The organism is Clostridium sp. AM22-11AC (genome assembly GCF_003473545.1).
In the GTDB taxonomy this organism is placed as follows: domain Bacteria; phylum Bacillota; class Clostridia; order Lachnospirales; family Lachnospiraceae; genus Enterocloster.
The window spans coordinates 77,057-99,439 of record NZ_QUCM01000002.1 but is presented as its reverse complement, the minus strand read 5'-3'; the positions used below and the strand labels follow the sequence as shown (position 1 = coordinate 99,439).

Below are 22,383 nucleotides of genomic sequence, written 5' to 3'. Positions count from 1 at the left end.
GGACGTATGGTAGAGTCTTTATCATAGAACAAGGGGGCGCAGTTGTCAACTGCACTCCCCTAAAAATTCATTATATCTGTTTCAGACCTAAAACTTATTACTTACCAATGGTAGTAACGTCTTCTCCGAACCACTTTTCAGAGATCTCTTTTAAAGTTCCGTCTTTTGCCATATCTTCCAGAGCTGCCTGAACTTTATCTCTTAATTCGGTATTGCCTTTCTTAAAGCCTACACCATACTCTTCTGCGGAAAGGGAGTCGTCTAAGATCTTAAAGTCTGCCTTTCTCTGCTGGATCTGATAACCTGCTACGATCACGTCCATGGCAATGGCATCTACAGAACCCTGCTGCAGATCCATAAATGCAGTGTTGTAATCAGCAGTAGTTAAAAGCTGTCCAAAGGTAGCTGTCAGATCCGGGTCTTCTTTTAATGCTGCTTCTGCGGAAGAGTCTGCCTGGCACTCTACTACTTTTCCTGCAAGACCATCTTTTCCTTCAATACCGGAGTCATTTCTTACTACAAATACCTGGGTGTTTTCCATATATGGCTCGGTCCAGGTATAATCATCTTCACGGCCTGTCATAGTAAATCCATTCCAGATACAGTCAATGTTTCCAGACTCCAGTTCCATATCTTTTGCATCCCATGCAATTGGCTGCGCCTGATATTCCAGACCCAGACGCTTTGCAACTTCCTGTGCCAGTTCCAGGTCGAAACCTGTGTATTCATTATTGTCTCCTAAAAATCCCATTGGTGGGAAATCCTGGTCAAAACCAACGATCAGTGTACCGCCTTCTGTTCCTGCGGCTGCAGCTGTTGTTTCTTCTGCTTCAGAAGAAGCTGCTTCTGTTGTTGTCTCTGCCTCAGAAGCCTTTGTCTCAGCTGCTGTAGTAGCAGTGCTGCCTGATGAGCAGGCTGTCATGGATAATGCCATCATAGATGCAAGTGCTGCACATAATACTCTCTTCTTCATAATAATTTTCCTCCTCTTATATAAAATGTCCTCTGAGAGAACATTAAATTCACGAACTCTGCTCTTACGAACCCGCACTCACGAACCCCGCACTTACGTGCTCTACTGCCTGCTGACGCAGGCGGTTCGTTCGTTAATGTGCTATCGTTTTGACACGCTATCATGGTAGCACACTAAAGTGTTTTTGTAAAGAGGGAATTTAAAAAAGGTCCGGCCGACAGATGTCGGCGGACCTTTTTTCGCAGATATAAGTTACGTGCAGCGCCTGACGGCGCTGGGTGTGCAGGGCATTACAGTGTATACACAACCTTGCCATCGCAGATCGTATATCTCACTCTGCCTGTCAGCTCAGCCCCTAAAAACGGACTGTTCGTTGCCTTGGACGCAAAGCTGTCTACCACCCACTTTTCATTTTCATCAAAGATAACAAAATCAGCTGGTGCGCCTTCTTCCATACGGCCGCAGTCTAACTTGTAAAGGGTTGCCGGATTAAGGCTCATTTTTTCCATTAATTCTGTTAAACTTAAATGTCCCGGTTTTACCAGGCTGGTGATGCCAAGGGCAAGGGAAGTTTCCAGGCCGGTGATGCCGCTTGGAGCTTCGGTAAGAGGCTTTTCTTTTTCTTCTTTGCTGTGAGGAGCATGGTCAGTAGCGATCATATCAATGGTACCGTCTTTTAAGCCTTCAATGAGCATCTGACGGTCCCACTCTGTACGCAGAGGCGGGTTCATCTTAGCCAGAGTGCCATGTTCTAACACTGCATCTTCTGTCAATGTAAAGTGATGAGGGGTTACCTCAGCCCATACATGAGCCCCCATCTTCTTTGCCAGACGGACCATTTCCACAGAATGACCGGAACTGATATGCTGGATATCGATCTTTGCGCCGGTAGCCAGTGCGATCATACAGTCTCTTGCTACCAGGGAGTCCTCTGCCAGCGCCGGAGAACCGTAAATTCCCAGCTGGTCAGACACCTTACCATGGTTGATGCCGTTCTGCTTGATAAAAGTCTTATCTTCCTCATGGAAGCTTAAAACAGTATCCAGTCTCGCTGCCTCTTCCATTGCCTCTTTTACAAAAGGTCCGTCCATTAACGGGATACCGTCATCTGTAAATCCTGCGGCTCCTGCCTTTAACAGGCCTTCCATGTCCGTTCTTTCTTTTCCTTCAAATCCTTTGGAGATCGCTGCGCAGCTGAGAACATGGATCCCTGTTTTCTTTCCTTCTTCCAGAACATAGCGCAGAGTTTCTTCGTTATCTACGATTGGCTTTGTATTTGCCATACACACAACGGTAGTAAAACCGCCTTTTGCAGCAGCTGCTGCTCCTGTGTGGATATCCTCTTTGTAGGTCAGTCCCGGATCACGGAAATGGACATGGACATCTACCAGTCCCGGTGCTACCACAAGACCTTTTGCATCAAGCACCTGATTGGCAGCTGCTTCTGCCTTTGCAGGTAATGTTCCTTCTGCATATATTTTTTCAATTTTTCCATCTTTTACAACAATATCAGCATTTCTTTCCTTCTTTCTTGCCGGGTCGATCACCCGTCCGTTTTTGATCAGCAGCATGTTCTTGTCCTCTCTTCCTTAAAATGTATTCTCAAAGTCTTTCCTGCACCTGCTTTTGCAGCCGGTTTTCTATATCAGGAAACTTTCTCCCTTTTTATGAATCTTTACGATCCGGTTCTTATAGTCTTTTGCACACTCCAGTGCCTTAAACCGGTCTGTTACTTCAAAATCACCCCAGAAATGCATAGGGAACACCACATCGGCTCCCACCATTTTCATAAAGTCGTCCATTCCCAGATAGAAATCCTTTTCCTGTCTCGGATCAAGGAGCATAAAAGCCACATCTATATGAATGCCCTTCATCTTCTCCAGCTCTTTATGGAAATTTTCACTCATCCGCTTATTATCTGCTTCTGGTTCTCCTGCCCATACCCAGTTGTTCAGATCTCCTGCATGATAGATCCGCTTTCCTTCTGTTTCGATCAGAAACGCAACACCTTCATCTGTGGATTTAAAAGCCCGGATCTTCACACCGGATCCTCCTGTAAAAGGTGCTGTCAGTTCCAGTTCTTCTCCTGGACCGGTAAAATAGGTTTTTCCAAGGAATTCTTCCGGCACTCTCCGCTTCCAGATATCATCAGAAAGTACAAAACCAGTCTTTTTATGCTTTCCTGCCAGTTCAAAGATCACCGGTGAAAAATGATCTCCATGCCGGTGGCTGGCAAAAACCAAAAGAGGCTTGTCTTCCTTAAATTCCGGGAGTTCTCCTTCAAAATAGTCAAATAAAAAGTAATTTTCATCAGTCTCTACAAGGAAACTGCTGTGGTGGATATAAGTAACTTTCATGTTCTTCCCTCCAGACATCACAATGTTCTCTCTGAGAAGACATCACAATGTTCTCCGATTCTTATTATAAAAATACATGCAAACTGCTGTAGTACAGATGATCACATATCCGCAAAGACTAAGCATATCCGGCTTCTGTCCCAGGACCAGAAATCCCATAAGAGCTGAAAACATGATCTGCGAATAGTCAAAAACAGAAATTTCTTTTGCCGGAGCATAAAAATATGCTTTCGTCACAAAGATCTGACCGCCTGCACCGCCAAATCCGGCTGCGATCATAGCTGCAACCTGCCACCATTTCATAGGAGCAAAATGCCCAATAAGAAATGGCAGTGCAAACACACAGGTAAAGGCTGAGAAAAACATGACTATCAGCTTTCCATTCACCCCTCTTTTTCCCAGCACACGCACAAAGCTATAGGCTGCACCGGCTCCCGCACCTCCCAGCATTCCAATAAGCGCTGCCGGGTCTGTCATATTTCCTGTGGGTTTGATGATAAATAATGCTCCCATAAATGCTACTACAACTGCAATTCCCTGAAACAGGGTCAGTCTTTCTTTCAAAAGAAAATAAGAAAAAATAATAGTGAAGAAAGGAGACAGCTTATTTAACATATTGGCATCGGAAAGCACCAGATGGTCAATGGCATAAAAATTGCATACAATACCAACCGTTCCACAGATAGAACGCAGGAACAAAAACTTAAGATCCCCCTTGTGTATTTCCAGCTTTTCCGGCTTGCGGACCAAACCTGCGCCTACAATAAAAAATGCAAGCAAATTACGGAACAATATCTTCTGCATAGATGGCAGATCTCCCGCCAGCCGGACGCACAGCGACATAAAAGCAAAACAAAATGCCGCTGTCACAATACATAAAATACCTTTTGTCTTGGAATTCATATTTTTTCTTTTATCCCCCTTTTATTCCCCATGATAAAATGTTTTCCACTTTCCACTGAAAAACCGTGTAACAAAAAAGCTGATGCGAACGATCCAGTCTATGATCATGGCGATCCACACACCGATCGCTCCCAGACCCATAGCCACACCTGTTACATAGCTTAAACCAATACGGAAAATAAACATAGATGCAATGGATACACACATCGGAAATTTTACATCATTAGCCGCACGCATTACATTTGGAAGGCAGAAACCTGCCGGCCATAAAAAGATAGCACAGCCATTATGGATCAGGGCCAGAACAGCTCCTAAATGTCTTGTTTCCCCTGAAACTCCATACAACCGCAAAGTAACAGGCATGGTAAGGATCACCACCAGACAGCAGATTCCGTTAATGACATAAGTCAGCTTCATCATTTTCTTCGCATAATATTCTGCCTGTTCAAAATCCCCGGCACCGACACAGCGTCCAATTACTGTAATGATCGCCAGAGACATAGCCGTTCCCGGAAGAACGCCCATACTGTCCAGGTTATTTGCAATGGCATTTGCAGCGATCTGTGTAGTTCCAAACATGGCGATAATGCTGACTGTAAGCACACGGCCCAGCTGGAAGATACTGTTTTCAATTCCATTTGGGATACCGATATGTAAGATCTGCTTTACCATGCGCATATTCACGCCTTTGGTGGTTCCAATACGGATATCCAGCTTAGGATCCCGCAGTCTCCACATCAGGATAAAACATGCTGTCATACGGGAGATCAGGGATGCACCTGCCGCACCTGCCACGCTCCAGTGAAAGCCAAAGATAAACAGAGCATCTCCGATCACATTGATCACATTCATGATAATGGATGCCTGCATGGATATCTTAGAGTTTCCCATAGACCGAAACAGCGCCGCACAGGAGTTATACACAGCCAGGAAGGGATAGGAAATGGCAGAGATGGTCAGATAGATCACTGCATTTTTCATTACCTCTTCTGTAACGCCCTTATAAATAAGGTTTAAGATCTGCCAGCGAAACAGGATGCTTAAAGTCATGATCACCAGAGCAACCACACCTGTTACAAGGATCAACTGGTCTGCTGACTGGCAGGCCCTATCTTTTCGCTTCTGTCCCAGATACTGGGAAGCAACTACCGCACCGCCGGTTGCCACAGCAGCAAAAATATTGATAATAAGCACATTGATAATGTCTACTAAAGAAACACCGGAGGTAGCAGCTTCTCCTGCGCTGGATACCATCATAGTGTCTACCATACCAACGGAAACCGCCAGTATCTGTTCAATGATCAACGGAAAGATCAGCTTTTTCAGATCATTTCCGGAAAAAAGAGTCCCCACAGTTTTTGCTTTCCCCACTGTTTTCTCTTTTTGCATCATCATTTTCCCAGCACTTCTTTCATTTCATTTTCCTGGTTATCAAACAGGAGTTCTTTGTTGTAACGATAGTAGCGTTCACAGTTGTATTCCTTTAAAAATTCCACACTGGCTTCCCCTGTATTTAAACCGGTTACAAAGATCACCAGTTCCTGGCCATTTGCAAAGGCTGCCTCCATAAAATCAAAGGCATGTTCCAGCCGTTCCCCGCAGACCGTCTTTTTATCCTCATAGGCATCGCTTTTCTCCATAAACTGCTGCCGCAGCCAGTTCCAGCTGTCCTCCTTTTCCTGTAAGGACCGGGCCTTCATCTGCTGTACATACTGTTCTAAGAGTTCTTTTACTTTCCGGTAAATGTGATCCTGCCTGCGGTCTGAAAGCCCACTTTCTTTCTTGTGGATGCGGATGCTTTCTAACTCAGCGCCAATGCTTTCCAGGATCATAGCAGGCGCCAGGGCATGAACATCAGCACCATCCAGTTCCTTCTTAAACTGCTTTAACTGGGCCATTAAAAGAGTCATAGTCTCATTCATCCGCTTTAACTCCTTAAAGCCGTCTGTCAGCTTTGCAAGAAGAAGACCTGTTACTGCCATACGTTCATCAAAAGGTGCCTTCTGCAGCTTGTCGCAGACTTCTTCCCGGATAGTGCCTGAAAGGATCTCTTCCACCTGGTACTGATCCTGATATTTATAATAAAGTTCCAGATAATTTGCAAAATCCTTTGCAATCTTGGGATGCTGTAAATACTGCCCTACTACATCCCGGTCTGTCTTCTTTCCCAGTGTCTCATATACCTGGATCAGCTGGGATAGATCTTCCCAGCCTCTTGGAGTGGCAAAACGCTTGCCGTCTACCGTAGTCTCTACAGTACAGAAATACTGGGGACGGATGTTCAGATAGGACATGATAGCCGGGTGGATATTCTGTGCATAGGCGTATTCTTTCCACACATTTAAGTCCGGCTCAATAATGATCTTTTTAATACGGTCCAATGTGACCACATCAAATTCCCGGACGGATTTGTTGTATTCCGGCGGGTTTCCCGCTGCTACAATGATCCAGCCTTCAGGAACCTTATGGCTTCCAAAGGTCTTACACTGTAAAAACTGGAGCATGGTAGGCGCCAGTGTCTCCGACACACAGTTGATCTCATCAATAAAAAGAATTCCTTCTTTTAAGCCGGTCTCCCGGATGCGGTCATACACAGAAGCAATGATCTCGCTCATGGTATATTCTGTAACAGAATACTCTTTTCCACCATATATTTTATGCTCGATAAAGGGAAGACCTACTGCACTTTGCCGTGTATGATGGGTAATGGTATAAGCCACCAGTCCGATCTCACACTCCCTGGCGATCTGCTCCATGATCTGGGTCTTTCCTACTCCTGGAGGGCCGATGAGCAGTACCGGTCTCTGGCGGATCGCCGGGATCTTATATTCTCCAAATTCATCTTTTAAAAGATAGGCCGCAATGGTATCTTTTATTTCTTCTTTTGCTCGTTTGATATTCACTGGATCTGTTCCTTTCTTTATACTCACGAACCCCGTGCTGACGCATTCTACTGCCTGCGCTCATTAAACGTTTCTTCATCCAACACCACCCGCATGGCCCAGGCGGGAAAATCTTCTTCTGAAAACCTCTCCTTAATAAACACAAAGGCCACATCATAAGTGGGCGCTGCCACCGGATAAATGCCTTTTCCGTCTGTAAAATAAATAAGCCCCTTTAATCCATTTAACTGTCCTGTAACCTTCAGAGTATTGACATACTCAAAAGCCGGTCTGAAATCCGTTCCCCCGTATCCTTTGATCTGAAAATGCTCCATATAGGCTTTCAGATCATCAGCACAGGTAAGGATCACATCTGACTGCACCTTATCATCACACTGGATCACATGGATCTGTACCTTCCGGAAATAGGTTTCTGACTGGGAAAGTACATCATAGGTTTCCTCTAAAAACCGCTGTACCAGTTCCCCGGAACAGGACATACTGGTGTCAATGACAATGACAAACTGCTGGATCCTCTGCACTTCCCTGGTCTCCAAAGGCTCGATCAGGGGCATATTTCCATACAGCGAAAGACCGTAAGTGTAAAATGCCTGGTCAAAAGAGTCTGGATCTGTCTGCATTTCTTCCCTTAAAACAGCAAATTTCTTTAAAAACTGCCGGTAATCATACCGTTCTTCATTTTCCACCTGAATGGAGTCTAATAAGCTCTGTTCATTTTCTGACTCTTCCTCAGCCCCCATAGTCTCCATCTGGGTCTGCATCCGCTCCCTGTTATCGTTCCACTGGTTCTGCCGGGTCATAGCTGCTGACGGATCCGGTTCCTGCTCCCAGAGATCATGGTCATCTACATGAAACTCTGCTTCCAACTGCTCCATACGCCGTTTGGGAAGTTCCATCTCCATTAATGCATGATATACCCGCTCTGCTGTAAGAACTACCTTCCGCTCTTCCTCATTGGAAGCGCCGGTATTCTTATTTCCCGTAAGAAAGCGGCGCAGACGAAGATACATTTCTCTGCGCAAAGGACTCTGGGGAACATGGATGCATTTTTCATACATACCGTCCAACACAGACTCCATGACAATATCACAGGCCAGATCCCACATTTTTTTCTCTCTGCCCTTTCTTGTATACAGATGACAGAACAGACAATGAAACAAAGTATGCAGATAATAACGGTTTACCACTGCCCTGCCCTTTTTGTAAAGACCTAAAAGAAATCCGGGACCATAATAGATCACCGCACCGTCGCAGGCCATTCCATTTCTGTTCCAGTCTGCTTCAAATCCAAGACTGCTTAAAGACACATCCAGGAAATGCATATTTACATACAGCTCATTTCTGGCCTGATATAAAATGCGGGTACATAACTCCACCTGGTCCAGTTCTTCTAATTGCCTCTGCCTGGTGGGATTTTCCATTACTGTGCGCCTCCATTCATCAGCCTGTGCTCTTCCCCAATTTCCTCATAGAGATGATAAAAGCTCCAGCCTGCATTCTGCTCTGTAACAATGGCTTTTAAATTGATCTTCGGCACCTTTGCCTTTCTCAGGTTTAAAAGAAGGGTGTCGATCCTGCGGCTTGTAAAGTCACGCATCACCAGCATCGGTTCTGTGATCTCAGGCAGTTTTTCTTCTGTTTCCAGCGTTTCTGATACTTCCCGCTTTTCAAATCCGGGCACACCTGCCAGATATCCCACACTTTCCAGTACCTGATCCGGGGCTACATTACGGATCTTCACCCCCATGCGCACCAGAACGCTTTTCATCATCATTTCCTGTTTCTTCATACGGGCATCTCCCGTACTGTAATACAATACCAGTTCCATGGCTGTCCTTTCTATGACTGTCCTTTCTGCTGTCCGCTTTTTCTATTTAAAAAGCTGCTCACTTTCCAACATCAGTGTAAACGGGCCGTCATTTAACAGTTCTACTTTCATGTCTGCGCCAAACTGTCCTTTTTCCACTACATCCACGTAATTTCTGCACCGCTCCATAAAATGTTCATATAAGTGCTCTGCCATATCCGGAGCGCCGGCTTTTACGAAACTTGGGCGGTTGCCCTTTTTGCAGTCCGCATATAAGGTAAACTGGCTGATGACCAACAGTTCTCCTCCTACGTCTGCCAGACTTAAATTGGTCTTTCCATTTTCATCTTCAAAAATACGCAGCTTACAGATCTTGTCTGCCATTTTGTCGGTGATCTCTTCTGTATCTGAATTTTCTACTCCTAAAAGGATCATAAATCCTTTTCCAATTTTTCCCAAAACTTCTCCATCTACTGTGACACTTGCTCTGGTCACTCTCTGCAGTACTGCTCTCACTGTATCTTCCTCCTATTTCATCACCTGCCTGATATATGTCAGTAAATTTTTCGCTACATCCGGCTGGTACAGCACTTCTTTTGCCCTTGTAGGATAATCGGTGATAATATTGTCTACGCCCATCAGGGCCATCTGTTCAATTTCAGAGCGGCTGTTTACCGTCCATACGTGGATCGCTTTACCATATTCATGAGCCGCCTGGATCTGCTTCTTTGTCACAAGGCTGGACCGGATGCTGATAAAATCCACAAATTCATTTTTATAATAAGAACCATAGGCTGCTGCCAGGATATAACCTGTTTTTAACTCCGGCTCTGCTTCCTTCACCCGTTTCAGATAATCCAGGGAAACAGAGGTGATCACACACTGATCTTCCATTCCCATTTCTTTTATCATTTCTGTTACTACCTCAGGAAGCGGGCTTTTGGTGCCTATGCTTTTTAATTCGATATTTAAGCGGATACGACCTTTGCAGGCTTCTAAGACTTCCTCTAAAGAAGGGATCTTCTCTCCTTCAAACCGGGAACTGAAATGGCTTCCCACATCTAACTGCTCTAACTCATCAAAGGTAAGGTTTTTAAGAGACACATCTACACCTGCCACACGGGACAGGTTCAGATCATGACAGACCACCGGCACGCCGTCTTTAGACAGCTGCACATCGATCTCGCTGTAATCTGCCATTTCACCGATTGCTTCTTCAATGGCTGCCATGGTATTTTCCGGTGCGTGTTTGGAGCTTCCCCTGTGGGCTGTGATCTCCACCTGGGACAAGATCGCCTGATCCGGCGAATTTCCATTATACACCATATCAAAAACCATGAAAGCGGCAATTCCTGAAAATACAGCTGTTAACGTCAAAAACCAGCGCTTTCTGGAATAGCCTTCCCTGTTTTTTGGAAAATCATATTCCTTTGCAGGAACTGGCACTGTGAAACCAAACTGATGATACAAAACTGTCATGGCTCCAAAATCCGTCACAACTGCCATCACAGAGCCTAAAAACAGGATCATCCATTCGATCCGGTAACTGACCGTTGCCATAACTGCGGTAGCTGTGTAAGCCTTTGCAAAAAGAGTTACCAGTATGGCGGCGATCACCATAACTGCCCCATAAAGAAGGACCAGCCCCAGGATCAGAAACAGGTTTAATACTACCAGCAGTAAGACCGCCCTGGGCCATTTTCCCTTTAAGATCTCCCGGCTTTCTCTGACTCCGTCCCTGAAATTTTTCTGTTCCAGCATACAGGCGAAAAACACCATCATAGCCGGGACAGAAAATACAGTCAGAAGAACGCATCCCACTACCAGAGCCATTCTGGTCCCTGCTGCGTGTAAGATCTCATATAAAACAAAGTTTACCGGCTTCATACGGGTCAGGATCCGTACCAGAAAATAACAGTTCATCAGGATATAATTTCCCAGAGCCGCTAACAGAAGTTTCCCGTTTTTTCTGCAAAGTTCATTCTTTGCCTTGGAAAGTCCTCCCAGGAAAATGGATACTGCACTGATCTTTCTTAAATAAATAGAAGAATGATACGCTGTTACCATTGCCCCTGTTTCAATAAGAAGAAAGATCATTCCAAGAAGAAGGATAAAGGTCACAAAAGGAATAGTAAATGGATGCAGCAGAAAGGCCCTCAGATTGCCTATGGTAAGGTAACTGTACCCTGCCATATGCAGTGAGAACCTTAAAATACCATTTACCGTCTTAACATAGAATATACCTGCAACCAGCCGGTATAAGAAAGTAAATAATACCAGCTGGCGCAGGTTCTGTTTGATCACATTATCTGTTAATTTTAAAAATAATTTCATATTTATTCCCGATTTGGGTCTGTTTCCGGATGTTCTTTTGCATAGGCTGTAATTGCCTCATTTAAAGAAAACATCTTTTTATCCAGCATATCTACCACATCTGCACATTCTTTTAATTCCCGCAGCAGTCCTTCCGGCGCATTGCCCTCAAACTTATAGGCGATCTTATGCTCCAAGCTGGCCCAGAAATCCATTGCTACGGAACGGATCTGGATCTCCACCTTGGTCTGTACAGGTCCGTCAGCAAGATATACAGGAACTGTAACTACCATATGGTAACTTTTGTATCCGTTGGGCTTTGGATTTTGTATATAGTCTTTTACATGAAGTACGGTAATATCTCCCTGGGCTGCGATCATATCTGCGATCTGGTAAATATCAGATGTAAAGGAGCAGATGATACGGATCCCTGCAATATCGCTTAAATGATCCATCATATTTTCAATGGTCACTTCATAACCGTCTTTTTTCAGCTTCTTTACAATACTGTCTGCTGTTTTCAGCCTGGATTTAATATGTTCGATCGGGTTATGGTCATAGCGGTTGACAAATTCGTTGTTCAGTATCTCGATCTTTGTATTCAGCTTCTTTAAAGCCGAGTCATACAGAAACATCACGGACCGCCACTGATCTACCTGATCTTTTGTTTTGGGGATTACTGACATCCCGGCCCCTTTCTACAGCTTCAGTCCTTTTAACAGATCTCCCAGTCCTGTTGTTGCAGCTGCTGTTTCTTTATAATCAAATGTTTCGTGTTCTTCTTCCTCAGTTTCCTGTTCGATCAGTGCCTTCATGCTCAGGCTGATCTTTCCGTCTGCAATAGAAAGGATCTTAACTTTTACAGTCTGTCCTTCTTTTAAGACTGCACCTGGATGTTTAATGCGCTGGGTGCTGATCTGGGAAATGTGTAACAGTCCGTCAATACCGTCTGCCAGCTTTACAAATGCGCCGTAGTCCTTAATATTATCTACAGTTCCTTCTACTACATCACCAGCCTTAAACTGAGCCAGACGCTCTTTACGCTGTGCTGCCTTCTTTTCTTTTTCTACTTCACGGCCGGAAAGAACTAATCTCTTCTTTTCCGGATCAACCGTGATGATCACTGCATCCACATGTTTTCCCTGCCAGTCTTCCAGCTTTTCAACATATTCTGTAGACAGCTGGGAAGCCGGGATAAATGCTCTTACTTCATTTACAAAAGCAACTACGCCGCCTTTTACTGCTTCAGCGATCTTTACATTTAATACAGTGCGGTCTGCCATCATCTGTGCAAACTCAGCCCACTTTTCGCCTTCTGCATCATCCGTTTCCGGAAGTTCAAAATGTCTCTCGTCAAATGCTTTATAAGATGCTTCCAGTTCTGCAGCATAGTCTTCCATGGTCTCTACTGGTGCTTCTGCTTTTACTTCTGCTTCCTGCTGTTTGTTCATTTCTTCGTTCATTGTTTTTTCCTCCGCTGTTCTATTTTCTAGCGTAAACTCATGACCCCCGCGCTGACGCGCTCCACTGTCTGCTGACGCAGACGGTTCATTCGTTAATGGTTCGTGAAAATCATCGGACGCGTCACTGGCGCCTCCTCGATATGCTAGGCAACAAATGTCTGCTTCACAGCCGCTTGTTTTTCCCTTCACTCATTACATTATAACCTACCATAGTTACACATTTCCATAGTTTTCTTGGGAAAATTGCGCCAGTTTTTTCTTTTTTTCGCTCTTTTCTCCCTTAATTTGCTATGCTATACTTGCTCTAGTATATAATTTCATAATTTGATACCAGGGTCAAAAGATCTAAAATCCGACGCAAGCTTGCTTGCAGGAGGATTTTTGAACTTGGGACCCGCCAAAAACATGAGTAAGCAGCCATTTTTTGAAGAAAAATGAGCGAATTACGAATGTTTTTAGAATTGCGAGAGTGCAAAGCACGTAGCAATTCGGTATCAGAGGGGTCAAAATACCTTTTGACCCCAACATTATAATTTAAGAGGTATTTTACATCCATGAAAGATATTTTAGACCTTCACACACATACCATTGCCAGCGGTCACGCTTACAATACTTTATATGAAATGGCACAGGCTGCTGCTGATAAGGGACTGGCTGTTTACGGCTGTTCAGAACATGCTCCGTCTATGCCCGGTACCTGCCATGAATTTTATTTTACTAACTTTAAAGTCCTTCCAAGGGTGATCCGTGGTGTCCCGGTACTTATGGGCGCGGAACTGAACATTCTGGACTTTGAGGGACATGTGGATCTGGATGAATACTATTTAAAAAAGATCGACTATGCAGTTGCCAGCCTGCATACCCCATGCATCGACAACAATGGTTCTGTTGCCGACTACACAAGAGCCTATCTGAATGTACTGGAAAATCCTTATGTAAACATTATCGGACACCCGGATGACTCCCGGCTGCCTGCTGACTGGACCGAAGTGGCTAAAGCAGCTGCCAGAAACCACAAATTACTGGAAGTAAATAATACTTCCTTAAATCCTTTAGGCGCCCGAAAAGGTGCAAAGGACAATTATAAAGAACTTTTAGCTGCATGTATCCGCTACGGCACCTCTATCATCATTGACAGTGATGCCCACTGCGAGGCAGACGTAGGAAATCACAGTCTGGCACATGCATTTTTAGAAGAAATGCACTTTCCGGAAGAACTGATCGTTAATACTTCTTTAGAAAAGGCGGCTGCTTTTATCCCTAAATTAAAACAACTGCTTTCTGAAAACGAAGCTTTCCGCGCTTCCGCAGAAAGGAACACTGCCCTATGATCAACTTTCTGAACCTGGAATATTTTCTGGTGGCTGCGGAGGAATTAAACTTCACCCGCGCTGCCAAACGGCTTTATATTTCACAGCAGTCACTCAGCAACCACATTTCCAACCTGGAAAAAGAATTTGACGTTGTTTTGTTCAACCGCACCTCTCCATTGACACTGACCTATGCAGGACAGGCGTTAAAAACAAGGGCAAGGGAACTGCTGGACCTGAGAGATGAAACATATAAGGAAATTTCAGATATCAAGGACTTTTCCACAGGACAGCTTTCCATTGGCGTTTCCCACACCAGAGGCCGCTTTATCCTTCCGGAGATCCTTCCTACTTATCAGAGGGAATTCCCGGGGATCGAACTGCACCTGGCAGAAGGAAATTCCAGTGAGCTGGCAAATGACCTGCTTCACGGAAACATCGACCTGATGATCGACCTGCTTCCCTTTACAGCAGAAAATGTGGCTACTGTACCCATATGCCAGGAAGAGATCCTTTTAGTTGTCCCGGACGAAGTGATCCGAAAAGCCTATCCCGACCGTTTTGAGGAGATCAAGAAAAGTCTTTACCAGTCTGCAGATGTGCGCCTTTTGGAAAACTGCCCTTTTGTTCTGTTAAAAAAGGGAAACCGGGTACGTACCATTGCAGATGAGATCTTTGAAGATACCCAGATCTCTCCCCATATTGTTCTGGAAACAGAAAATATTGAGACGGTTCTGGCCCTCAGTGCCCAGGGAATGGGGATTACCTTCTACCCCCGTATGTTCATGTCCACCAGACAGAATTTAAACGCATATAAAGACTCCCTTATGGGACAGGCAGGACTGAACCTGTTTTCCTTGAATTATTCCAGAGCCCACGGCACCCTTGCTATCGGCTATCACAAAGGCCACTATATGTCCCGTGCCACCCACGAATTTATCCGCATTGCACTGGAGCATATCCCTTCTGCCGCAGGACTTCCGTCAAATGCAGATGCAATCTGATGACCTGGGAGCAAAAAAGAAAACGAAGATCACCCTTGACTTTCGTTTTCTTTTTTGCTATATTAAAACAGTAATCATTATCATTATTAAATTTCATCAACAAGGGAGACGCCTATGAAAACATTAAAGTATAGCCGTCAGAGAGAATCCATCAAAGCCAACCTGATGAGCAGACACGATCATCCGACGGCAGACGCCCTATACGCCAGTATCCGGGAAGAATTTCCAAATATCAGTCTTGGAACTGTATATCGAAATCTGAACCTGCTGGTGGAGACGGGTGAGATCCTGAAACTGACCTGTGGAAACGGCCCGGACCATTACGACGGAAACGTGGCGCCACATTACCACTTTGTATGCAGAGACTGCGGACAGGTCTATGATATGGAACTGGACGAAATGGCTGATCTGAACACTTCCGTTCAGGCTGCTGCCCCTGGAAAGATCGACAGTCATTCCATTTTATTCTATGGAAGATGCTACTCATGCATGGAAAAAGAAGAGACAGAGAATACTCTTAAGAAAAGCAGCTAAAAAGCAGTAAAAAAAGAGAAATTTATAAAAGTAAATGAAAATTTCTCTTGACAAACAAGACAAAATGCATTATATTAATATCAGTAATCATTACTATTATTGATTACAAGAGATCAAACGAAACAGGAACTAAAGTTTCCGATCACATTAAATCAAAAAAACGAAAAGGAGAATATCATTATGAAGAAATGGGTTTGTACAGTATGCGGTTATGTTTATGAAGGAGAAAATCCACCTGAAAAATGTCCACAGTGTGGCGTACCGGCTTCCAAGTTCAAAGAGCAGGCTGCTGACGAAACCAGCTGGGCATGCGAGCACGAAGTAGGTGTTGCACAGGGTTCCCCAGAAGATATTATGGCTGATTTAAGAGCAAACTTTGAAGGCGAATGTTCAGAAGTTGGTATGTATCTGGCTATGGCTCGTGTTGCTCACAGAGAAGGCTATCCTGAGATCGGTCTGTACTGGGAGAAGGCAGCTTACGAAGAAGCAGAGCATGCAGCTAAGTTTGCTGAACTGTTAGGCGAAGTTGTTACCCCTTCTACCAAGAAGAACCTGGAAATGAGAGTTGCTGCTGAGAACGGTGCTACTGCTGGTAAGTTTGACCTGGCTAAGAGAGCAAAAGCAGCTAACCTGGATGCGATCCATGACACTGTTCATGAGATGGCAAAAGACGAAGCTCGTCACGGAAGAGCATTCGCAGGTCTGTTAAAGAGATACTTTGGCTAATCTGATTTTGCAATGCATTTGAATTCTTAAAGAAAAAGAACCGGCTCACAACGAACCGGTTCTTTTTATATGTACATAAATGATATTCAATTAAATGTTCATAGAATGCAGTGCCAGGATCTCTTCCTTCACTGCCAGTATATCTTTTTCCAGATACACACAGGCCTCTTCAATGTTCTGTTTTTCCAGAGCATCAACAACGGCCATGTGATAACGTCCATTAGACTCATTTTTTCTCTGCCACGCAGACAGGAAATACTGTGAGATATAACGGGAACACTGGTGGATCATCTGCTGTAATGCCTGATGGCCGTAAACATTGTTGTTTAATGAATACAGATAGGTGTGAAACTCATAATTTCTCTGCCAGTTGTTTGATACGATCCGGTCCTCATCTGCATTATGCTTTTCTGCGATCATCCGAAGCATATTTATATTTTCCCGGGTTAAAACAGGAAAGCTTTTGCGAAGGCCTCCTACTTCCACATCAACTCTGAATTCCAGAATATCCATGATCTCTTTCAGCGTAACTGCCCGCACCTGATAGCCCATACGCGGAATGTTGATCAAAACTCCATCTTTACAGAGTTCTACCAGTGCTTCACGAACAGGAGACTTGCTCACACCAAATTTTTCAATCATTTGATTTTCAGTAAGAATATCATTCGGTCTATATTCGCCGTTTGTCACAGCTTCGTAAATCCCCCGGTATACTCTCTCTTTTAAGGTTTCTTTTTGCATACATTCCCCTAAGCTACATATTTAGTAGTGCTTTCGCACCCAATATGCTATTTTCTACTTAAAAACCGATTTTGTCAAGTTTTTAATCAACCACTTCATCCAGTTTCTGGATCGCTTCTACGTAGATCACAAAAGCCTTCTTTAAATGTTCGATCTCAATATATTCATCTGCCTGGTGAGCACCGCCTCTTTCTGTACCAAAGCGTTTTGCTTTTCCAGGAATACCAGGTCCAAATCCAACTGCATGTTTTAACTTTCTGGAATAAGTACCGCCGCCCATTACATATGGCTCTAATTCCATTTCCAGATTGCGGTTGCATACTTCCATTAATGCCTGTACTTCCTTGGATTTAGGATCTGTAAAGCATGGTGCGGAGTCATGTGCTTCTGTCAGTTCAAAGCCATGTGCCTTTAAAGTTTTCGTGATGTTTTCCATCAGTACTTCATAAACAGCTGTTACATTATAACGGATATTTACATCCTGCCAGAAAACACCATTTTCCAGCTTGCACATACCGCCTACATGAGTCAGCTTGCCGGAACCTTCATCTTCAAAAGGAATGTTCAGTCCTGCTCCATAGTAATCACCAAACATCTCACAGATGGCATCCATCAAGTTTGCTGCATCTTCATCTAACACGCCTGATTTTTTCAGCAGTCCCGCCATTTTTACTTCTGCGCTTTCAGAACCTTCCGGGAAAGCTGCATGAGCAGGAATACCATGTACATATACCTTCACACTGCCGTCAGCCTGCTTTTCACAGGTGCCGCCAACTGCTTCTACAACCTCTTTTACTTTTGAAATCTCTTCTTCTGTTAAAGTAAGAACTGCAACTGCTTCTGCAGGAACCTGGTTGGACATGATACCAGACTCAAAACTTACCAGCTTGCTGCTCTTTACCGGACGGGTAGCATCAAATTCCAGAATTCCTTTCTCACCGTTGCATACAGGGAACATAACGTCCGGAACAACAGAAAATGCCGGCTCTTTATAATTCTTCGCATAATACTGCACATCGGCCATTCCCTTTTCCTCGTCACATCCAAAGAAAAAGCGGAAGCTGTGTTTTGGCTTATAGCCCTGTTCTTTCAGATATTTTAAAGCATAAAGGGCAGTCATAAAGGAACCCTTATTATCGCTTACGCCTCTTCCGATGAGAAGGCCGTCTTTTACAACTGGCTTAAATGGTTCGCAGCATGTCCAGCCATTTCCAGCAGGTACTACATCTGCATGGCCAAAGAAACCGATCTCTGTATCACTTTCCCCTTTCCAGAGAAGAGTTCCGCAGTAATTTTCATGGTTAAATGTTTCAAATCCCATGGATCTTCCTAAATCCAGAGCTGCATGAAGGGCATCTAAGCATGCCTGTCCAAAAGGCATATCCGGATCTTCTGTTTTTACGCTTACACTTGGGATCTCTGATAATTTGCATATATCCTGAACCATATCATCAATGTGTTTTTCAATCCATTCTTTTTCCATTGCTTTTCCCTTTCTTTTTATATAAATTTGGTATCAAAAAACAATTGCCGCTTATAGCGGCGCTTGTTTTTATTTTACATCATCATATAAATGGCACGCTACACAGTGATTTTCTCCGATCTGGCGCATCTGCGGCACTTCGGTCTTGCAGCATTCCATTGCAAATTTACATCTTGTGTGGAACAGACAGCCCTTTGGCGGGTTGTACGGGCTTGGGATATCTCCCTCTAACAGCATTGGCTCATGCTTTACATCTACATCCGGTACCGGAATGGCAGAAAGCAGTGCCTTTGTGTATGGATGCATCGGGTTGTCATATAATTCCTGTCTGTCTGCGATCTCAACCATACGTCCTAAATACATAACTCCAATGCGGTCACATAAGAAACGTACCACACTTAAGTCATGGGAAATGAACATATAAGTTAAGTTAAATTCTTTCTGAAGGTCCTTCATCAGGTTTAATACCTGTGCACGGACAGATACGTCCAGAGCAGATACCGGCTCATCACAGAAAATGAACTTCGGCTCTAAGATCAGCGCTCTTGCAATAACAATTCTCTGTCTCTGTCCACCGGAGAACTCATGAGGATATTTACTCATGTATTCTTCACGAAGACCTACTTTCGCCATGATATTCTTTACTTTTGCCAGTTTTTCTGCTTCTGACTCATGAGAATATACATCAAGAGGAGCCTGGATCAGCTCTCTGACTGTCATTCTTGGGTTTAAGGATGCATAAGGATCCTGGAAAATGATCTGGATCTCCTGGCGCAGCTTACGCATCTCTTCACCGGAAAGAGTTGCCAGATCCGTTCCCTTATAAAGGACCTGTCCACTGGTTGGATTTAAAAGGCGGATGACCGTTCTTCCCAGAGTGGATTTTCCACATCCGGACTCACCTACGATACCGAATGTTTCACCTTCATTAATGGTAAAAGAAACATCATTGACAGCCTTTACAACCGGTCTGTCTTTCTGAAACAGTTTTTTATTTCCATAAAAAAATTTCTCTACATTTTTTACTTCCAGGATCACATTATCTTTCATCGCTTACACCGCCTTTATCTTCATACAGGAAGCACCTGACGCTTCTCTCACCAAACTGATACATTGGTGGCTGCTCATTCCGACATTTTTCCATTGCACAGGTACAGCGGTCGCAGAAACGACATCCCTTTGGCATGGAAGTAAGGGAAGGTACGGTTCCCTCAATGGTGTAAAGCCGGTCAATATCTTTGTCTTTTCGTGGAATAGATGCCAGAAGTCCCTTTGTATAAGGATGTTTTGGATCTTTAAAGATCTCTCTTGCAGTTGCATATTCAATGACCATACCTGCATACATGACCATGATCTTGTCTGCCATCTCTGCTACAACACCCATATCGTGGGTGATCAGCATAATGGAAACTCCGGTCTTTTCCTTCATTTCCTTCATCAGTTCCATGATCTGCGCCTGAATGGTAACATCCAGTGCAGTGGTTGGCTCATCGGCAATGATAAGAGATGGATTTTGTGCCAGCGCCATGGCGATCATCACACGCTGACGCATACCACCGGAAAGCTGATGTGGATATTCTCCATATCTCTTTTCAGGAGAAGGGATACCTACTTTTGTCAGCATTTCAATACTGCGGTTTTTTGCTTCATTTTTATCACAGCTGTGATGTACGATAAATGCTTCATCTAGCTGTTTTCCAATGGTCTTTACCGGGTTTAAGGAAGTCATGGAGTCCTGGAAGATCATACCGATACCGGTTCCTCTCACCTGGGCCATTTCCTTATCTGAATAGTTTGCAATGTTCTTTCCGTTCAGGATGATCTCATCTGCCTCTATTTTTGTGGTTGCCTTAGGTAAAAGGCGCATGATCGACATGGAAGTTACACTCTTACCGCAGCCAGATTCGCCTACGATGCCCAGTGTCTCTCCCGGATCTACATGAAAGCATACCTGTTCTACGGCAGGAACCCACTTCTTGCCAATTTTAAAGCTGGTTTTCAAATTCTTCACTTCTAATAAAGGTTCCATGTTCATCCTCCATTTCGCTACACGTTCTTTCAATCTTTTTGTGAACGCATTACCCCTCTTCTGTGGTGCTGCAGACCGGAGCAGCTTTTGCCTTCTGCTTCGGTCTGCACCGCCACACAAGGTGGCGGGCAATGCCTATAATTTATTACTTTTCGATGGTCCAGTTCCATACGTCTCTGTTTAACTGAGAGTAATCCTGGTTGTCTTTTACATTACCAATTCTGTTGTTGTAAGCAAACAGGTTGTTCTGGAAATACAGGAAGCAGAATGGTACCTGCTCTACCAGCAGTTCCTGATAATTGTCATAGTTAACTTTTCTGTCTTCAAAGCTGAATGCATGCTCGCCTTCTGCACCGGTGTTGTAAATGGTCCAGTCAGACAGATGAGAGAAGTTGTTGATGTGATCTGGCTTGAAGTTGATTACACACTCAGATGGGTCAGGTGAACCGCCGGAACCGATCAGACCAAGGTCATAGTTTCCTTCTCTTACTTTGGTTAAGTGGGTTGCGAAGTCAGCAGACTCGATCTTTGTCTTGATGCCGATCTCCTGCAGGTTCTGCTGGATGATAACTGCAGCCTGCTCTCTGATGCTGTTACCTGTAGGTACAGAGAATACTAATTCGTGGGAACCATCCCAGCCAGCTTCTGCTAACAGCTCTTTTGCCTTTTCTGGGTTGTATCCTACGTTTACTACATCATCATAGTACTTGTGGCTTGTTGCAAATGGTCCAAATGCCGGCTCGCCTTCGCCCTTTAACAGACCGGAAACGATCGCGTCTCTGTTGATGGCCATGTCAATTGCCTGTCTAACCTTTGGTGGCAGATAATCTTTTTCGGTATTGATCGCCATGTACTGGTATCCTACAGACTCTGTAGATACGCAGGTCAGGTTCTGCTGCTGCTGTGCCATATCCCAGTCAGATAACTGAAGGGAAGCAACGTTTCCAGCCAGGATGTCGATCTCATCGTTCATCAGACCGGACAGAAGGCTAGGTGTAGCAACAACTTTTACTACGAAACGATCCCACTGAGGAGTCTTTAAGTAGTAGTCTTTGTTTGCCTTGAATTCCATACGCTCGCCGCTGATCTGGCTCTCATAGATACATGGACCGGAACCGATTGGTTTCTCCCAGTAGGTGTTGTTTCTGATATCAGCATATGGTGTATCGCCTAACAGATGCTTTGGAAGGATATAGATATCTCTGAACTTGATAAAAAAGAGGAAATCCATATTGGTAGGCTCTGCACAGGTCATTTCTACTGTATGCTCGTCTACTGCCTTTACCTGAAGGCTGTCATCGCCCTCTTTAAATCCTGCGAATGGGCTTACGTTGTTCTGTCTTACAACAGCTGCGCTTGGGGAGTTGTAAACCTGCATGGTGAATACTACGTCATCTGCAGTTACAGGCTCGCCATCCTGCCATTTTGCATTTTCATTCAAATGTACAGTCAGCACCTTGTTGTCATCGCTCATGCTCCACTTATCAGCCAGTCTTGGCTCATAAGTACCATCCTGTTTCAAGTATACCAGCTTGTCATAGATCAGATCCAAAACTGCATCTGAGTAAGAACTTGTGGTATCAAATGGGATAATGGAGTCCCATGCAGAAACCATTGCCATGGTAATGGTGCCAGGTTCTGCTGAGCTTTCTGAGCTGGCAGCTTCTGTAGCTGCTTCGCTTGTTTCAGTTCCAGCTGCTGCCGGAGCCGCTGTGGTAGCTGTTTGTGATGCAGAGCTGCCGCAACCTGCCAGTGCAGATGCTACTAATAACACTGACACAGCCTTCTTTAAAAGGTTACTTTTTTTCATGTTTTTCCTCCTTTTCGTAAGATGTCC

The 22,383-nt window shown here is 44.4% G+C and carries 21 protein-coding genes; 4 read left to right on the top strand and 17 right to left on the bottom strand.

All coding sequences use genetic code 11. The features are described from left to right. Positions 1–97: 97 nt before the first annotated feature. From DW251_RS03165 to DW251_RS03110, 12 genes are all read right to left on the bottom strand, one after another. Positions 98–973, bottom strand: coding sequence for an amino acid ABC transporter substrate-binding protein (locus DW251_RS03165; RefSeq protein ID WP_118300217.1), 876 nt, complete (start codon positions 971–973; stop codon positions 98–100). Positions 974–1,263: 290 nt separating this feature from the next. Further along, positions 1,264–2,544 (bottom strand): dihydroorotase, encoded by a 1,281-nt coding sequence (locus DW251_RS03160; protein WP_118300216.1) that lies wholly within the window; start codon positions 2,542–2,544, stop codon positions 1,264–1,266. Positions 2,545–2,613: 69 nt separating this feature from the next. Next, positions 2,614–3,330 (bottom strand): MBL fold metallo-hydrolase, encoded by a 717-nt coding sequence (locus DW251_RS03155; RefSeq protein WP_118300215.1) that lies wholly within the window; start codon positions 3,328–3,330, stop codon positions 2,614–2,616. 42 nt (positions 3,331–3,372) lie between these two features. After that, positions 3,373–4,233: a DMT family transporter gene (locus DW251_RS03150; protein WP_118300214.1), complete on the bottom strand. Its 861-nt coding sequence runs from the start codon at positions 4,231–4,233 to the stop codon at positions 3,373–3,375. A 21-nt stretch (positions 4,234–4,254) separates the two neighbouring features. Next, on the bottom strand, positions 4,255–5,628 hold the full coding sequence (locus tag DW251_RS03145) for an MATE family efflux transporter (protein WP_021870351.1): 1,374 nt from the start codon (positions 5,626–5,628) through the stop codon (positions 4,255–4,257). Then, a complete protein-coding gene (locus tag DW251_RS03140; RefSeq protein WP_021870350.1) occupies positions 5,625–7,136 on the bottom strand; it encodes an AAA family ATPase in 1,512 nt (503 codons plus the stop codon). The genes DW251_RS03145 and DW251_RS03140 overlap by 4 nt, the downstream gene beginning before the upstream one ends. Before the next feature lie 47 nt (positions 7,137–7,183). Continuing rightward, a complete protein-coding gene (locus tag DW251_RS03135; RefSeq protein ID WP_021870349.1) occupies positions 7,184–8,557 on the bottom strand; it encodes a VWA-like domain-containing protein in 1,374 nt (457 codons plus the stop codon). Continuing rightward, positions 8,557–8,925 carry a DUF3783 domain-containing protein gene (locus tag DW251_RS03130; RefSeq protein WP_243034863.1) on the bottom strand — a complete coding sequence of 123 codons (369 nt, stop codon included), beginning with the start codon at positions 8,923–8,925 and terminating at the stop codon, positions 8,557–8,559. Before DW251_RS03130 ends, DW251_RS03135 begins: the two co-directional genes overlap by 1 nt. A gap of 81 nt (positions 8,926–9,006) precedes the next feature. Then, positions 9,007–9,459: a D-aminoacyl-tRNA deacylase gene (gene dtd, locus DW251_RS03125; protein ID WP_021870347.1), complete on the bottom strand. Its 453-nt coding sequence runs from the start codon at positions 9,457–9,459 to the stop codon at positions 9,007–9,009. A gap of 12 nt (positions 9,460–9,471) precedes the next feature. Next, complete coding sequence (locus DW251_RS03120) at positions 9,472–11,277, bottom strand: glycerophosphodiester phosphodiesterase (protein ID WP_118300213.1); 1,806 nt, start codon at positions 11,275–11,277, stop codon at positions 9,472–9,474. Positions 11,278–11,279: 2 nt separating this feature from the next. Further along, the gene (locus DW251_RS03115) at positions 11,280–11,942 is read right to left on the bottom strand and encodes a GTP pyrophosphokinase family protein (protein ID WP_118300212.1); all 663 of its coding nucleotides are present in this window, start codon (positions 11,940–11,942) and stop codon (positions 11,280–11,282) included. Between the two features lie 12 nt (positions 11,943–11,954). Beyond that, positions 11,955–12,719, bottom strand: a complete 765-nt coding sequence (locus tag DW251_RS03110; protein WP_021870344.1) for a S1 RNA-binding domain-containing protein — start codon at positions 12,717–12,719, stop codon at positions 11,955–11,957. Between the two features lie 554 nt (positions 12,720–13,273). Here DW251_RS03110 and DW251_RS03105 point away from each other — a divergent pair. The 4 genes from DW251_RS03105 to DW251_RS03090 all read left to right on the top strand — a co-directional run bounded on the left by DW251_RS03105 (position 13,274) and on the right by DW251_RS03090 (position 16,293). Next, on the top strand, positions 13,274–14,050 hold the full coding sequence (locus DW251_RS03105) for a phosphatase (protein ID WP_021868677.1): 777 nt from the start codon (positions 13,274–13,276) through the stop codon (positions 14,048–14,050). Beyond that, positions 14,047–15,033, top strand: coding sequence for a LysR family transcriptional regulator (locus tag DW251_RS03100; RefSeq protein ID WP_021868678.1), 987 nt, complete (start codon positions 14,047–14,049; stop codon positions 15,031–15,033). Before DW251_RS03105 ends, DW251_RS03100 begins: the two co-directional genes overlap by 4 nt. A gap of 114 nt (positions 15,034–15,147) precedes the next feature. Next, positions 15,148–15,567: a transcriptional repressor gene (locus tag DW251_RS03095; RefSeq protein ID WP_021868679.1), complete on the top strand. Its 420-nt coding sequence runs from the start codon at positions 15,148–15,150 to the stop codon at positions 15,565–15,567. Positions 15,568–15,747: 180 nt separating this feature from the next. Further along, on the top strand, positions 15,748–16,293 hold the full coding sequence (locus DW251_RS03090; protein ID WP_021868680.1) for an NADH peroxidase: 546 nt from the start codon (positions 15,748–15,750) through the stop codon (positions 16,291–16,293). 90 nt (positions 16,294–16,383) lie between these two features. Here DW251_RS03090 and DW251_RS03085 read toward each other — a convergent pair whose 3' ends face one another. The 5 genes from DW251_RS03085 to DW251_RS03065 all read right to left on the bottom strand — a co-directional run bounded on the left by DW251_RS03085 (position 16,384) and on the right by DW251_RS03065 (position 22,356). Beyond that, on the bottom strand, positions 16,384–17,034 hold the full coding sequence (locus DW251_RS03085) for a GntR family transcriptional regulator (protein WP_021868681.1): 651 nt from the start codon (positions 17,032–17,034) through the stop codon (positions 16,384–16,386). 82 nt (positions 17,035–17,116) lie between these two features. After that, positions 17,117–18,517: a Sapep family Mn(2+)-dependent dipeptidase gene (locus DW251_RS03080; RefSeq protein ID WP_021868682.1), complete on the bottom strand. Its 1,401-nt coding sequence runs from the start codon at positions 18,515–18,517 to the stop codon at positions 17,117–17,119. Between the two features lie 69 nt (positions 18,518–18,586). Then, positions 18,587–19,567 (bottom strand): dipeptide ABC transporter ATP-binding protein, encoded by a 981-nt coding sequence (locus tag DW251_RS03075; protein ID WP_021868683.1) that lies wholly within the window; start codon positions 19,565–19,567, stop codon positions 18,587–18,589. Beyond that, on the bottom strand, positions 19,557–20,546 hold the full coding sequence (locus DW251_RS03070; protein WP_147523061.1) for an ABC transporter ATP-binding protein: 990 nt from the start codon (positions 20,544–20,546) through the stop codon (positions 19,557–19,559). Before DW251_RS03070 ends, DW251_RS03075 begins: the two co-directional genes overlap by 11 nt. Positions 20,547–20,691: 145 nt before the next feature. After that, positions 20,692–22,356, bottom strand: coding sequence for an ABC transporter substrate-binding protein (locus DW251_RS03065; protein WP_118300210.1), 1,665 nt, complete (start codon positions 22,354–22,356; stop codon positions 20,692–20,694). Between the last annotated feature and the right edge of the window lie 27 nt (positions 22,357–22,383).